The sequence below is a fragment of the Bradyrhizobium sp. A5 genome, from assembly GCF_042076515.1.
In the GTDB taxonomy this organism is placed as follows: domain Bacteria; phylum Pseudomonadota; class Alphaproteobacteria; order Rhizobiales; family Xanthobacteraceae; genus Bradyrhizobium; species Bradyrhizobium cosmicum.
Genome location: NZ_CP148990.1, coordinates 1,247,921 through 1,262,739, shown reverse-complemented (window position 1 = coordinate 1,262,739; position 14,819 = coordinate 1,247,921). Strand labels below are relative to the sequence as shown.

Annotated in this window: 11 protein-coding genes and 1 pseudogene; 7 read left to right on the top strand and 5 right to left on the bottom strand. The window is 63.0% G+C overall.

The features are described 5' to 3' along the window. Window positions 1-2 precede the first annotated feature (2 nt). From WHZ77_RS05895 to WHZ77_RS05885, 3 genes are read left to right on the top strand one after another with little or no spacing between them, the layout of a single operon-like run. The gene (locus WHZ77_RS05895; RefSeq protein ID WP_375312811.1) at window positions 3-1,319 is read left to right on the top strand and encodes a hypothetical protein; all 1,317 of its coding nucleotides are present in this window, start codon (window positions 3-5) and stop codon (window positions 1,317-1,319) included. Continuing rightward, complete coding sequence (locus WHZ77_RS05890) at window positions 1,316-3,361, top strand: hypothetical protein (RefSeq protein WP_375312810.1); 2,046 nt, start codon at window positions 1,316-1,318, stop codon at window positions 3,359-3,361. The genes WHZ77_RS05895 and WHZ77_RS05890 overlap by 4 nt, the downstream gene beginning before the upstream one ends. After that, the gene (locus WHZ77_RS05885; protein ID WP_375312809.1) at window positions 3,358-6,159 is read left to right on the top strand and encodes a helicase-related protein; all 2,802 of its coding nucleotides are present in this window, start codon (window positions 3,358-3,360) and stop codon (window positions 6,157-6,159) included. The genes WHZ77_RS05890 and WHZ77_RS05885 overlap by 4 nt, the downstream gene beginning before the upstream one ends. 209 nt (window positions 6,160-6,368) lie before the next feature. Here the strand turns inward: WHZ77_RS05885 and WHZ77_RS05880 are convergent, their stop codons facing one another. Further along, entirely contained in the window at window positions 6,369-6,863 is a 495-nt protein-coding gene (locus WHZ77_RS05880; RefSeq protein WP_375312808.1) for a hypothetical protein, read from the bottom strand. Between the two features lie 305 nt (window positions 6,864-7,168). On the opposite strand from WHZ77_RS05880, the pseudogene WHZ77_RS05875 reads away from it, so the two are divergent. Continuing rightward, window positions 7,169-7,294: pseudogene (locus WHZ77_RS05875) on the top strand (molybdopterin cofactor-binding domain-containing protein); the annotation flags it as partial. A gap of 109 nt (window positions 7,295-7,403) precedes the next feature. On the opposite strand, the gene WHZ77_RS05870 reads toward WHZ77_RS05875, so the two are convergent. The 3 genes from WHZ77_RS05870 to WHZ77_RS05860 form a co-directional block, all read right to left on the bottom strand. Next, window positions 7,404-7,868 (bottom strand): hypothetical protein, encoded by a 465-nt coding sequence (locus WHZ77_RS05870; RefSeq protein WP_375312807.1) that lies wholly within the window; start codon window positions 7,866-7,868, stop codon window positions 7,404-7,406. A gap of 170 nt (window positions 7,869-8,038) precedes the next feature. Beyond that, window positions 8,039-10,207, bottom strand: a complete 2,169-nt coding sequence (locus tag WHZ77_RS05865; RefSeq protein ID WP_375312806.1) for a hypothetical protein — start codon at window positions 10,205-10,207, stop codon at window positions 8,039-8,041. A 376-nt stretch (window positions 10,208-10,583) separates the two neighbouring features. Beyond that, on the bottom strand, window positions 10,584-11,003 hold the full coding sequence (locus WHZ77_RS05860; protein ID WP_375312805.1) for a hypothetical protein: 420 nt from the start codon (window positions 11,001-11,003) through the stop codon (window positions 10,584-10,586). A 250-nt stretch (window positions 11,004-11,253) separates the two neighbouring features. Between WHZ77_RS05860 and WHZ77_RS05855 the strand changes: the two genes are divergently transcribed. The 3 genes from WHZ77_RS05855 to WHZ77_RS05845 all read left to right on the top strand — a co-directional run bounded on the left by WHZ77_RS05855 (window position 11,254) and on the right by WHZ77_RS05845 (window position 13,671). Continuing rightward, window positions 11,254-12,624: an AAA family ATPase gene (locus WHZ77_RS05855; protein ID WP_375312804.1), complete on the top strand. Its 1,371-nt coding sequence runs from the start codon at window positions 11,254-11,256 to the stop codon at window positions 12,622-12,624. Continuing rightward, on the top strand, window positions 12,625-12,957 hold the full coding sequence (locus WHZ77_RS05850; protein WP_375312803.1) for a hypothetical protein: 333 nt from the start codon (window positions 12,625-12,627) through the stop codon (window positions 12,955-12,957). Between the two features lie 513 nt (window positions 12,958-13,470). Further along, on the top strand, window positions 13,471-13,671 hold the full coding sequence (locus tag WHZ77_RS05845; RefSeq protein WP_375312802.1) for a hypothetical protein: 201 nt from the start codon (window positions 13,471-13,473) through the stop codon (window positions 13,669-13,671). A gap of 68 nt (window positions 13,672-13,739) precedes the next feature. Here WHZ77_RS05845 and WHZ77_RS05840 read toward each other — a convergent pair whose 3' ends face one another. Continuing rightward, window positions 13,740-14,648, bottom strand: coding sequence for a hypothetical protein (locus WHZ77_RS05840; protein ID WP_375312801.1), 909 nt, complete (start codon window positions 14,646-14,648; stop codon window positions 13,740-13,742). Between the last annotated feature and the right edge of the window lie 171 nt (window positions 14,649-14,819).

Here is a 14,819-nt window from a genome sequence, read left to right as displayed (position 1 = left end):
CCATGTTGAAAGCACCTTTCGGTTCCGAATTCGATCCCTCCGAGGAAGCCGAAGGCAGTATTGATCCGCTTGGATTGCAGCCGGGCTATGAGCGACTGGCCGACCGGCTCTTGCCCGCCGTCACCGTGCGAATGGGTAACCCGCGCTTTGTGACCGCGATCGCGATCGGCGCGCGCGTTTGCGACGAATGGGACACCGACGCCGTTGCTGCCGACGGGATCACGCCTCCCTGGCTTGTCTGGGAATGGTTTGTTGTCGAAGCCTTTGTCCGGACCGGGAATTCGCCCTCCGAAACCTCCGGCGTGCCCGGCATTCAGAAAGTCCGGCGAGCCCTGCGGCATCAGCGACCCGTATGCGCCAGCGCCTATCTCAGGACGCCCTCCGCGTTCGGCTTCACCGGCGTGTTTCGGCGGCTCGCCCAAGGAATCGGCATCATCACCCACGATGGAACGCTCGATGACAACGGCTACGAATTGGTTTCCGCGTGGGCGAAGGATCAGGGACTCGATGGCTTCCTTGATGCGGCGGCCGGCGCTGGGCCTGCGTTTCGCGAGCGGCTCCGTCGCGCGGTCGCTCAAGGCATGGACAAAGGCCACACCACGTACCAGCCGGGAGATTTTTGGCGCGACCTCGCGACCCGACTCGACCCGCGAACGCCGGGTCGTCGCGAAAAGAAGGTCCTGATCGAACGCATTTTGTCCCGCGCCGGAGAAGTCGAGATGGTAGCTCAATTGAAAGATGCGCTGATCGGGCAAGGCGGCGTCAGCGAGCGCGACCAGGAGGCGCCCTTTCTTCGCAAGCTAAGCCGCAAGGCGCCCGCGGCGTTTGAACAATTGCTCACCGCGATTGATGCTTATGAAACGTTCGGACGAGCGATCACCGATGCGTTCGACGCTCTGCGCTATTGCGCGTCAAGCCAGGGCGGCGCGCCGGTGGACGCCCGGAGCTTCTCCGCGTCGAAGACCGTCGGCCCGTCGCTGGCGCTCCTCAAAACAAGCCTCGCCCGCGTCTGCGCGCATCCGACGCTCCTTGAATGGGAACGCGAAGAAAAGGGCATCGCACAAGCCGTCGACCGGTTCGAGGGCGTGCAAACAGCGAACGATCTCTTCGAGGCGCTTCTCCATCATCACGAGCAGGTACAGCGCGAGAAACTGCCGCACGGGAAGCGCACCTGGTTCGAACGCGGCCCGCGCGGCCGGATCGTCCTCCGCGCCGGTTACACACTACGCGAACCGCCCGCCGGCAAAGGCGGCTATGTGCATGAATATCGCGTTCCCACTTTCTCGCGATTCCTCGCCGATCTCGGTGCGCTGCGATGAACACGCGGCGTCTATCGGCTTCCGAGCAAACACGTGCACGCCTGCTCGATTGGTGGGCCGGCGAAGAGGCTTTCGGCCGTCCCATTGGCTGCGTGACAACCAGCTTTACGTTCGACGCCGAGCTCTTCGAGGAACAATGCCTCGCGCGCTTCCTGTCAATTCAAAGCAATCCGAACGAAACCGCGAAAGCTTACCTCATCGAGCGCGAGGAAAAGCTCGCGCAGTCTTTCGCCTGCGTGCTGGTCGATGGCGCACACGCTGCTCCCGACCGCAGCCTGCGCTGGCACATGTTGCCCGTCACCCTGCGGGGCGACGGTGTGTTGCATGCAAAGGTGACGTTACTGGTTTGGGAGCACTTCATCCGGATTTTGGTCGGCTCCGCCAACCTCACCGAGCCCGCCTACCGGCGCAATCAGGAGATCATGGCTCCCCTCGATTTCGGCCCCGAGGGCAATCCAGGACCGGAGCTGCTGACCGGATGCGTCGCGTTTCTCAATCGGGTGCGCAGCTTTGCTCCCGGCTTTGGCCGGTCCGACGTCGGCCCACAGGCCGCGTTGGCCGGATTTTTGACTGAGGTCGAACGACGCGCGCGTGCCCTTCCACCGGCCGATCGCGACGAAGCCGAATGCGCCCTCATTGGTCTCCTTCCGGGAGGCGATACGGTCGTTCAACAACTCGCCGCCCTTTGGGTTGGACCACGGCCAGATCGGGCGTGGGTCCTTAGTCCGTTCTTTGACGAGGACGCCCGCGCCGGATCGACAGCCGCGGAATTCGCGACGCTTCTCACGACGCGCGGCGAGCGCTGGCTGCATTTTGCCGCGCCGGGAAGAACTCTGCCGGACGGGACCGTGCAGATCGACGCCCCGGCCGCGCTGACGACGCCATCGCATTCATCGCTCAGCCATGCGTTCTCGTTTGTCGAGCAGCGCCCCAAGATCGATGGTAAAGAGCAAGATCGGCCGCTTCACGCGAAATCCGTCTGGCTAGAACGCGACGAGCGTGCGCTGTACATGCTCGGATCGAGCAACTTCACAGCGGCGGGGCTCGGGCTGCATCCGCGCCACAACATCGAACTGAACCTTACCTACATCATCCGTGATCGCGGATCGCGTTTCGGCAAGCTCTGCGCGCAGTCCTGGCCGGAAGAGAATGAACTCGACGACATCGACGACGTACAGTTTCTCGGCGGATTGCCCGACTCGGCGGACAGCTCGGACACGCCGCCGTTGCCGGCCGCGTTCGGTCTCGCCCTCTTTTGCCTCGACGAGCACGGCGGACGGCTCGAACTGGAGATTAGCGGCGATGCACCTCCGGTCTTCGAAGTCGAGTCCAAGGAGCAAGGGGCGCTTCTGGACAGCCAGGGCTGGACCCGTAGCGGAAGTCCGAACATGGTCGTTATCCCATGGGGCTCGAAACGGTTGCCCAGTTCGCTGGATGTCCGCTGGCAGGATGACGAAAAGCGCGAATACAGCGCGCCATGGGTCGTCAATGTTGCCGACATGTCGGCTTTGCCGCCCCCTGACGAGCTTGGCAGCCTCTCGCTCGCGGAGCTGATCGAGATCCTGACCTCCGCTCGACCGTTGCATGAAATCGTCGTTCGCCTTCTTCAACGTCGGGAGAGTCAGAAAGCGTCCGGAGCGACGATCGAAATCGATCCGCATAAGAAAGTCGATACGAGCCAATTTCTCCTACGCCGTATGCGGCGCGTTGCCCAGGCGCTTGAGGGTATGCGTGAACGCTTGCAGCAGTCGGTCAGTTCGCTGGAAGCGCTCCGCTGGCGATTGCGCGGACCGATTGGACCCATCGCCTTGGCGAAACGCCTCTCAGCCGAAGACCCCGAAGGTGCAGCATTCATGATCGCCGAAGTTGCCGCGACCTTGCGCAGCGTCGCGTGGCGGCCGCTGGGGACGCTACGGCCTGCCGCAATCCGCTCCGAGGTCGCTACGATCATGCAGTCGCTGCACGAACTCGCTTGCCAAGCGCCGGCAGCACCTGGGCTTCGGAACTACGTCACGTCCTCTTTTGAGGAACTCCTCTCGTGACCTGGCCCGTCGATACCGCCGATCTAGCAGAGCGCCTCGATCTTAGGAACGATCGCGTCAGCGATTCAGATGCGCTTCGCCAGCATCGAACCATCGCGGAGATACTGCGGCGGCTCGGTCATCAGCCGGGCATCGTGCTCGCCGACGAAGTGGGAATGGGTAAGACCTTCGTTGCGCTCGGCGTCGCCATGATTGCGGCTCTTGCCGACCGCGGGAAACGGCCCGTCGTCATCATGGTGCCGTCATCCCTTCATGAAAAGTGGCCGCGCGATTTTGCCGTGTTCAAGGAGCGCGTGATCAAGCGTCCCGGCGATATGTCGCTTCGCGCCGAACCTGTTGCGTCGGCCCTGGACTTTTTCCGGCTCATCGATAGTGAGGCGAAAAGCCGCCCTCACATCATCTTTCTCAAGCACGGGGCTTTCCATGTCCAGAACATCGATCAGTGGGTTCGCCTCGCACTGATCAAGCGCGCAATCAGCGGCATGCATCTCGGCGAAAAGCGCAACGCCTTGCCTCGATTTGCGGCGGGGTTGTTGCGGACCAAATCTTCCTACAATGACCCCGAACTCTTCGCCAAGCTCCTGCGCATACCGAACCGGGAATGGCGGAACGTCATCAATGACTACTATAGGGACCGCCAGCTCACCGAAGCTCCCATTCCCGAAGCTATTCAAAAAGTGCTCGATTCGAGCGACATCGACGTCGCCTGCTTGCGCGATTGCCTGCGAGATCTTCCGGCGCGGGAGTCAGTCTCCATCGACGAACGCCTCGAACGCGCGCGCCATGCGATCAACGATGCGCTCCGGACGATGTGGCCGTCGACGCTGGCGAAGGCGCGGTTTCGCTCGCCCCTCCTCATTCTCGATGAAGCCCATCATCTGAAAAATCCGGCGACCCGTCTGGCGTCCCTCTTCGTGACCGATGACGCGCGGGAGGACGCCGGCACCATCACAGGCGCTCTGGACGGTTCATTCGAGCGGATGATGTTCTTAACCGCCACGCCGTTTCAACTCGGGCATCATGAATTGTTGAACGTCATTGGCCGCTTTCGGGGCGTTGCATGGAAAACGCTGTCCCAGGGCACAAAGGAGGAGTTTGAAACGGAGCTGGCGTCGCTTGGCACAACCCTTGACCGGGCACAGCACCGCGCCGCCGAACTGGACAAGCGATGGTCCACGCTCCGTCCAGAGGATATCACCGATCCGAACGGCGGCGAGCCATCGGTCGAGGATTGGTGGCAGGACACGGCGTCCAATCCCGCGACGCGGCCAGAGCGCATTCAGATCGTCATGAGGGCCTTCCAGCAGGCGCAAAATGCCATGCAGGAGGCCGAGGCGCCCTTGCGCAAGTGGGTGATCAGGCATCTCCGCGACTCGGTGCTGCCAGGCACCAGCGTGCCACGACGTTCGCGGCATGTCGGCCGCGCGATCTCTCTGTCGGCCGATGGTTCCGGCGGATTGCCCGTCGGGGACGATGCGCTGCTCCCGTTCCTTCTCGCCGCGCGTGCACAGGCCGTCGTCGTTCGCGAAGGCATGCGTGCCGGGCGAGCCACATTCGCCGAAGGCCTCGCGTCAAGCTACGAAGCTTTCTTGGAGACGCGCCGCGGCGAACCGCTTGGCGAGGACGAGGCGGAGGCAGCAAAGGCTGCCGCTTCCGACAAGCTGGTGAACCGCTATGTCGAGAAGCTGGCCGCCGCGCTTCCCGATGAAGCGGCTTACGCGCAGCATCCGAAGATTGCTCCGCTGGTTGCGCGCGTTCTTGATCTCTGGCGGCACCGCGAGAAGGTCGTGGTCTTTTGCCATTACCGCGAGACCGGTCGCGCCATCGTCAGGCACCTCTCGGCTGCATTGGAAAAGCAGCTTTGGAACGACGCCGCGCAGAGGTTTGAGGTCGGGTATGCGGATGTTCGCAAGGCCGTCATCGATTTTGGCGCGCGCTTCGATACGGACGGCGGCATGCGCCAGCCTCTCGACGATGAATTAACCCGACGCCTTGCACCTTATTCTGAATTGAATGACGGCGAACGGGAACAGATTCACGATGTCGTGCGCCGCTTCGTTCGAACACCTTTGTTCGTCGCCCGCTACTTCGACATCAGCGCCCGCTCCGGCAAAGAAAACTTGCAGGCGGCGCTCGGCACCCGCGACCTGTCGGGCGTCGCGCTCGGCGAGAAGATCGACGGGTTTTTGAAATTTATTGCGCAGCGATGCTCGCCTCGGGAGCGGCATGACTACCTGGACGCCTTAACCCGAATGCAGCCGGGAATCCGCGGAGAGACCCAACGCGATACGGACGATGATTTGAGCCAAATGAAAGGCGTCAACGTGATGCCGAACATTCGGCTCGCTAACGGGCTTGTAAAGCAGGAAACGCGTCAACGGTTGATGCTTGCCTTTAATACCCCGTTCTTTCCGGAGGTCCTCGTCGCCTCAAGTGTTCTCGCCGAAGGCGTCGATCTTCATTTGAGCTGCCGCCACGTGATCCATCACGATCTGAGCTGGAACCCGAGCACTTTGGAGCAACGAACCGGGCGTGTGGATCGGATCGGTGCCATCGCCGAAACTGTTGGCAAGCCGATTGAGGTTTTTCTTCCTTACGTTGGCGGCACGCAGGACGAAAAGCAATTCCGCGTCGTCATGGACCGGGAGCGTTGGTTTCAGGTGTTGATGGGCGCCGACTATCGAACCGACGAGTCTTTTACGGAGAAGGCCGCGGAGCGAATACCTTTGCCCGCCGCTGCCGCGAAGGCCCTTGCGTTCGACCTATCCGTCAAATCCGCCTCCGACGTTCAAGAATAAGGCAGCCCTCGCAGCGCCCGGTCACGCCTTGGTCATAAGGGGGCGGAGCCGCCGTTGCGGCGTCTCCGCCCATGCGGGTACCCACAGACGATCTCGACACGGATAGACGCGTTCATGGCTGCTTGGATCGCCAGCCTTCCAATAGAAGAGCGGCGTGCTTTTGGCGATGTTCGAAACGTCAATGACGCAATTTGGGTACCCTCATAGCCTCATTCGCCGGACGGCTCTTCCTCCTCCATGGTCATTTCTAGGCTGAAGCCGGTCAGCCTCGTGCTGCGGCGATACAGTTGAGTGCCGCTCATGGCAAGAAACTTGAATCGGTCGCCGATCAGCATCGCGAGAATCGGAGTCAAGGCATCCATCGGGATCGGGATCAGTCCGACCATCTTGTTGTCGTAAAGCTCGAGGCTGCCGACGAAGACCGGCTCGTGGTTTCGACGGCACTCCGCGTCGAGATTTCGATCCGGCAGCAGCGTCACCTCAACTTGATCGGTTATCAACCCCGTCGGCTTCAATAGCCTCCCCTTGATCACCAGTTGCCGAAACTCATGATACGGCTCGCTCCGATGTCGCGAGGTGTCTAGGGAGAGCGAATAGCTCCAGTCCCATGTCTTGACGGCGATGACGTATTCCTGGAATTCAAGATGCAGCGCCCGTCGCCGGCGCTTAGCTTTCTTGAGGCGCGGTTTCGGGTTCTCGGCCATGGGGCGGAGGCTATCGCTGTGAGCAGGAAAGCCAACGGGGGTCGGCTTGACGGATGTCGGAATGCCTTCGTGTGAGTCGGCTCCGAAACTTAACTCCTCTGATAGGAAATAGGTCAGGATGTTACGGCGGAGATCGGCGTCTGGACACAACACCGATTGCCGGCAACGCCAATTAGCGGACTACTTCTTGCTCGAAGATAGCGAAAAGAACGGGTCGCCAAAACCGTCCTTGCCACCGTGGTGCGGGCATGAATTCCCTCGGAGCATATGTTCTGGCTGACGACTTGGTACGACCGTTTGCCTGCGACAAGCTGACCATCTGGACGTTGAACCAGATGATCGCCTGGGGCGTCGGCGAGGTCGCCAAGACCCTGAACATGCCTAAGGAGAACGTACGGCTGATCTCGCCGTTCGTCGGCGGGGGTTTTGGCGCCGGCACAGCCCTCCAGGACTTGTCCAACCGACGTTGCCATCGGAAGCATCATGATGAGTCCCGCGCGAGCAACGGTCAACGGCTCATTTGTTGACGGTGACCGCGCGTCAGAACGGGAGGCTCTCTTCCTCGCCCGGCAGACGGGGCGCGGGCCCGCAGGACTCGTTGGGCTCGCCCTCGCGGTCACCGGGATCGACGTATCGATTCCGCAGCCGGCGCAACGTATTCCGCGCCTCAGTGATCGAGAACCCGCGCGCCTGCAGGTCGAGCAGCGCCCTGCCGACGATATCCTCGTCGGTAAACGTCAATGCGCTCAGCCGGCTGGTGATCAAGCTGTACACGAGCGCCATGCCGATCTCCCGCGACGACGGCGCTGCGCGGCTGTCCATCCGGACACGCCATGCGGCCGACCGGAGGCGGGTTTGCGCGCGGACGATCTCCTTGGGCACGCGCCGGCCCGGCCTCGGCTTGAAGGTCCGCGCGTCCGGCCGGTCATCGTGATTCCGGAAATGCTCCGTCCGCCGGGTCTCGTCGATCGATGCAACGATTTTGTTGATTTCGTCGGACCTCATTCCAATCCATCCCTGCTGACACACCGTGTCGACACTGTCCCTTGTGGAATTACGGTGACCGGCTGAAAAGAGCAAATTGAGTGGTCCGGATGACCGGGCTCCGCAGGACGTGACCGGCGGCTGGGCGCTGGCGCCTGGGACGGCCTGAGCGCAGCGACCGGATGGCCGGGCTAGGCCGGCTCTGGCTCCGGCACGCGGGTGACCGCTTGTGGACGCACGTCGACCGGCAGCAGGGCGCAGGTCTGCCATGGCGGGGGGCCGGAGGCCGGGTTGGCAGGGGCAGGATCGAGGGGCTGGGCCGGGTTACCGGGTGAACGGGAGGGCGCCGGGGTCGAATCCGAGGTCGACGGGGCGTTCGGGCCGGGGACGGTGGCCTGCTTCCGGGCTTCATGGGACTGGCTTTTTATCTTAGGGGCACCGTCTGAGACAGAAGGGGAAACGGCGGTGGGCTTGCGGAAAACGCCCTCCTCGACCTCGACGAGACCGAGCATCGCCATGACCTTGTCGAAGCAGCGGTAGGCGGTCGGCCGGGTGACGGTGTCCAGGTTCTTGATGAAGGCGGCGCGGTGGATCTCGCCGGTGGCGGAGAGCGCCACGGCGGCCTCTTTGCCGAGCGCCCAGACGGACACAGCACGGCGGTGCTTGGCGGACTTCTTGCCCGCTTCGATGCGATGGTCGGTCGGGGTCGGGTTCGGGTTGTCCTTGAAGATGATGTCTCGATCGCGACCGCGGGAGCTCTTGCGCTTGCGGGGGGAGAGCTTGCCGAGGCACCAGCGGGCGTGGAACGTGCAGCGGCGCTCCATGATCCGGTCGAGACCCTCGCTAGGGCCGATCTCGGCCTCGACGGCGGGGCGGACCTTGGCGTCGAACCAGCGCGCCAAGGACTCGACACCGGCCTTGCCGGCCTCGATGAAATCCTGGTCGCGGGCCTTCAGCTGCAGGCGCGCCAGCGGCTCGATCTCGTTACCGACCAGGCGCCAGGCCAGATTGCTGCCGGAAGCGGTTGCGCCGGCGGCCTGGGCGCGCATCGTGGCGGCGGTCTCGGCCATGCCGGCCTCGTCGACGTTGCGCGGCCAGTTCGGGATCTGCTCGAAGTCATCGAGGGCGTGGAAACGGTCGTCGTTCGTGATGATCGTCGACCAGAATGCGCTCAGGGGGCACTTTGGCTTCCACATGTTCGTCATGGCCGGGTCGGCGCCGAGCGGCAGCAGCAGCTGCGTCAGGCAGCGCTGGACGACGTAGGCCTTCTTGATCGGCTTCATCCGGCAGCGCTTGTCGCCGATCGTGGTGACCTCGCCGGTGTTCGCGTCGGTGATCTCCCGCAGCGGGTCGTTCCAGATCGGCTTTTTCAAAATCCAGATCAGGTGCGGCCGGACCAGGAAGCCGGAGGACGAGATGCGGCCCACGATCAGATTCGGCATCCGCTGCGGCCCGAGGATCGCCAGCAGCGCCTCGCGGAATTCCTCGGGCCGCAGCACGCTGTCGAGCTCGACGACGATGCAGCCGATGATTTTTTTATTGAGTTCGACGTACGGAGCATCGAGGGCGAACAATTTGGTCGCGGACTCGAACAGCGCGCCCTTGTCGTAGCCGGCCCGGATCAGGCCTTTGCGAGGATAGAGCGCCACCATGCGCGCCACCGACGGGCTTCCGAGGCCACTACGCAGGTTCTTGCAGTCCTTGCCGAGGTACTCGTTGAACGCCGCGACGACCTCGCCGGCGACCTTGCAGGTCTTCGTGTAGAATCCGTATTCGTAGCGGTCGGCGATCTCTTGCTTGGCCTCGCGATGCATGTTCGCGTATTTCTCGGCCTGGGCAGCGGCCTTTTTGGCCTCCGACGGGTCGACCTGGACTAGATCGGTGGCGACCTTGAGGCCGGCGGCTTTGGCGCGGCGCGCGAGCTTGTCGGCCTGGGCCTTGCGCTTCTTCTTGTACTCGGCGTCGGCGCGTTCCTGGGCCTCGGTCTGGAAGCCGACGAGGGCCTGATGCTCGCCGCCCTCGACCGCGTCGAAGTGGCGGTAGGCCAGCCGGTTGATCACCTTGACGCGGCTAACCTCGCCGGTCGGCTCGTGCAGCTGCTCGGGCGTGTAGAGGTGATGGTCGTCCGGGTGGATGTCCGACCAGGCCGTGACCGGCCGGAAGGTCTGGATCGACTGCAAGGATCCGATATTGCGCTCGGGGAGGTCCGGGATGGCCTTCGTCGGGATGCCGGCCTTGCAGCGGCGCTCGTTCTCGCACGTGAGGGCCGTGCGGACGCCCTCGTGATCCTCGACCTGCCGGCGCCACGAGACGTTGATCGGACGCAACTTCGGCAGACGACGCACCTTGACGGCGGCCACCGCCGCGCAGGGCGCAGCGGCGACGTTCGGGGTGATGGCTGACGGGGGAGTGGGCATGCGGTCCGCGCGTTATGGACGCGACTCCTTGCGCGGGCGAAGGCCGAAGTCAAGCAAGGATTCGAAATACCAGAACTAGCTCAAGGACTTAGTGATGGCAACTTTTGACGGTGCTTGACGGTATAACGGTGCCGCACAGGATTGGGACCACACGTGGACGCATTCGAGATGACATTACGAGAGTCGAATTATCAAAAACTCGAATTGAGGGCAGACGTTGCCACCATTGGATTCGGGGAGCGCCTCTGCCGCAGGCATCGCCAGAATTTCGGCGTGCACGCGACGATTCGACTCTCGGAACGTCAGCCACAGTTTGGCCTCACCTATGGCCGTCGCGCCTCATTTGCGCGCGCGTCTCATCAACAAATTCCGGCGGCTCATCGAGCCCGCCGTCGGGTACCCGTATCCCCAAAAGATTTTCGTTGAGGGCGACCCATCGGCTCCAGGCGGCCCCGAAACGCACCGGGTCGCCGGCCTTGGAGATCGGCGGGCCGTCCGTCAGGATTCGACCATGGGGATCGAGCCGGGGATTCCGCGGGTCCGCCGACAGGTAGGCGACTAGCAGTCTCTCAATGTACCGCGAGCGGCTCTCGCCCCGCTCGCGAGCCCGGATGTCGACGAGGTCGAGCAAGGGCTGGTGCATCCGCGTGACCAGACGCCCCTCGCGCGCCGTGTCGTCGGCGCCGGACGGCTTGGAGGGCCGCGGCAGCTTCGAGCGCGTTTTCGAATCCTTCACCATGCCTCCGAGAAACCCTGGATGTGTTGCAACACTGTATGTACAGTGCGGCGTCACGTGGACCACGAACGCCGGAGCGATAGAACATGGATTCGAAGGATTCGTCTAGCGACGCCGACCGTGCCGAACTGCTCCGCCTGGTCGCCGAGGACCGCGCCGAGAGCGCGCCGCCGACCGCCGTACGGCAGGGAACCCCCCAGGGTGCGCTATCGCACGCTATCTTACACCTCGCAGCCACTTCGGAGCGCCGCCGATGAGGCCGCGCTACGACCATCCGGCCCTGCAGTTGCTGACGTTCTCACGGTGGGACAACGCGTTCGCTCATCTGCGGTCGATCTCGGAAGTGCTGCTGGGGCCGGAACGTTCGCTTGCGCTGCTTGACGCGTCCGACGACCGCAAGGCCGTGCGCAAGGAAATCCAAGCCGCAGTCGACGCGCTCTATGCGGACGGCACGCCCGCCGTGGGGGCGCTGGCACTGGCGTGGTCGATGCTGACGGTGAACCCGGGCCAGCCGGCCAGTTTCTGGACCGTGCTACCTCAATTGCAGTTCGCCCTCGATGCCGCCGACCTGCCAGAGGACGACGACGCCGAGGTGCGCGAGCGGCTGAGGGTCTGGTGGCGCGCCGGCGAAGGTGGGTGGCACGAAAGCAAGGTCTCGATTCTCCAGATCACGGATGTCGAGACGCAGAAACGCGACGACGATATAGAGCCTCTCGTCTTCCGGGCCGGCCCCATCTCGACCGCACAATCGCTGTTCGCAGATCCGCCGACCCTCGTTGTCATGCCGAAGGCCAAGGCCGCGAAGCTCAAGGCTGATCACTCCGCGTGGAAGGAAATCCTCGATGTTGCGCTACCGCTGGTGTGCGCGCGCGATCTCGCGGCCCTGCGCGCGACGCTGCACGCGGAGTATCCGCACGCCGTCACTGCGGTGGACCTGCTGCTGCGTGACCTGCGAGAGGGCGAGCCCGTCCGGATGAAAGCCGCGATCCTGGTCGGCTCACCGGGCTGCGGCAAGAGTCGGATGATCCGGCGGTTAGGCGACCTCCTGGGTATCGGCGTCTACCGCTTCGACGGCGGCAGCAGCTCGGACGGCGTCGGCTACGGCGGTACACCTCGCGGCTGGTCGGAGAGCACGCCCTGTGTCCCTGCGCGCGCCGTGCAGCAGTTCAAAATCGCCAACCCGATCGCGTTCGTAGACGAGCTCGACAAGGCCTGCGCCAACCCGCGGAACGGCGCCTTGTTTTCAGTTCTGCTCGGCCACTTAGATCGGGAGACATCCTCGCGAGTGCGCGACGGCGCATTGGACGCCGAGCTTGACCTCAGTTTTGTAGGTCACTGCGCGACCGCCAACAGCCTCGACCCGCTGCCGGCGCCACTGAAGGACCGGTACCGGATCATCCGCGTGCCAACGCCGACGCTGCAGCACCTGCCGGCGCTCGCAGCGAACGTGATGCGCGACCTGGCCGCCGAGGACGAGGCCCGCGCCGGTGACGCGCCGCTGGCGACGGACGAGCTCGCAGTCATCGGCAAGGCCTGGTCGGCGCAGAAGTGCAGCATGCGGGCGCTGCAGAAGATCGTCGCGGCCACCCTTGAGGCCCGCGACCAACACGCGATGAGGCACTGAGTGATGGACAAAGTTGAGACGGCCAGGCGCGAACTGCTGCGCGACATCGAGTCCTACAGCTGCGGCGAGCAGCCGTCGCCGATCGCGATGCTGCGCGCGCGGCGGCTGGAGGAGTGGGCGGTCGAGATCCGGCGCGTCGGCAAGGAGTTCAAGCTCGTCGTCAACGGCGCCTTGTACGGTCATCCAGATCACGAGGACGGCGGGCGGGTCACTACCAGCGCCGTCGTCTGGTTCGACCGCAAGATGCGGTGGGTCAGGACTCACAGCGTGCTCTACAGGCTCGGCCAGCCCGCCGGCGAACCGATTCCGCTCGAAGGGATCGAAGACGAATGAGGCCCGGAGGGCAGCTAAACCGCCTTCACTTCACAAGAGGTGAGTTACTCGAATTGCCATGGAGAGACGTTGCATTACGTCTTTGCCCCGAAGATACGTCTTTTACCCCAGACGCGGATTTCCCGCTCGGTAACTTTGCGCGCGTGAAGCGGCGATCGACGTCGAAAACTTCCCGCTCGGTAACTCCTGCGTGTTGCCGAGCGGCGACATTTCCGCTCGCAAAGGACGTCGAAGGACAAAAAGTCGCCGAGCGACGACATCGTAGAATTTTCGGAGTCGCTTTCAGCAATCGGGGGGAGGTTGCTTGCGGCTGCCGCGAAGCGTTTGGACCGCTATCTCGCCCGCCGGCATCGTGGGCGGTCCCGAACAGCTTCCGCCGACCAGCGTCGATCAGCGCGGGGGGCGACGACGAGGACGACGGCTCGATCGTCCGGAGCCAGCAGAGCATTCTCGACGAGTGCCTCGCCTCGAGCATACCAAGCATGCGTCTGTCGTGGCATTACCGGAGGCGCCATGAGCCTGATCGCATTCTCGAACGTCAAGTACTACCGGGGCGAACTGACGACCTTCCCCTCGCCCGTCACGCGCGATACCGCCGTCAGGTACGTTCACGTGAAAGGGGCGTCTACGAAAGAGGGCGCCAAGGCCAATCGGAAGGAGGCCGAGGCCGTCGTGACCGAGGTCGTCCGAAGGATGAAGACCTCGACGCATTGACGGAGACCTCAAAAACGGCGTCGCGTCGCATCAAGCCGGGCTCGGCCCGCCGCGACACGGCCCTCGCCTCACCGCCGGAGGCTTTGGATGAGGATTTTGCTGTTGAGCTGCTGCAACACCTGGTCGAGTTTGAATCTCGTTGCGATTCCGATGCGCGCTTCCACCCCGGCAGGTCGCCGCTCGACACGATCAGGCGTCACCTGAACTTCGACGAATTCCTTTATGTTCTTCGCTCGTGCCTCCTCCGCGGTGAATTTTCCAAACTCCGGGTTCGGACGCTTTTCCGTTTTGCCCTTGATGACCACGGTCGTGAAGCGCTTCCGGAAGTCGGCGGGGTCCATCTGCACCATGGCGATGTCCACGGAATTCGTCGACTTGGACTCCACACCGAACCCGACCTTGGTGTTCGTGGCATTCGTCAATACGAAATTCGGAGTTACGCCGGCATTGAGAGTGACCAAAAACTCCATCGTGTAGCCGATCGATTTTTCGCTGTTGAACCCGGATTGAAGAGTCGAGTTCTGATCGACGAGGTATTGAGCCTCGAAAACGCGCATGATCCAATCGCCAAGTCCAAGTTGACCTTCTAACAGGATGGCGCTTGGAGGCGGACATATGTGGGTGGCCGCTTCGACGAACGCTACATAGACGTTCAGGAGAGCCGTACGTTTGGCGTTGAGGGATGCGCCGAGACTCACGTCGAGCGGACTTACGCTTCCGAACGGTCCTGTCAGCGAGGTGGACGGCGTCACTCCACCCGTGGAATCCACCGCAAGCGTCAAAGTGAGACCGGCTGCCCATGTACTCAAGTCCGGAAACCGCTTGTCATCCTTCAGCCTTAGAAAGGCGGTGCCGATCTCGCACTTCACGCGTTCTTCGACTGCCGCTAGAGATACGTGATCGATTGCCTCCGTCGGCATGGTCGCGCAAGAAGACAACAAGGCGCATAACGGCGCCAGCAAAAATCGTTTGAACATCGAAATAGCCCCCAAAAGTCAGATAACGTGTCACAACCAATGCGGGATCACAAGGGGAGTGACACGTTGAATCTTTCGGCGATTACCAACGTGACGATATCGCGGCGCGGCAGGCACTACCGGTGCGAAATTTTGTGATACGACCTTGACGTGTCTCCTCACGCGATCTAG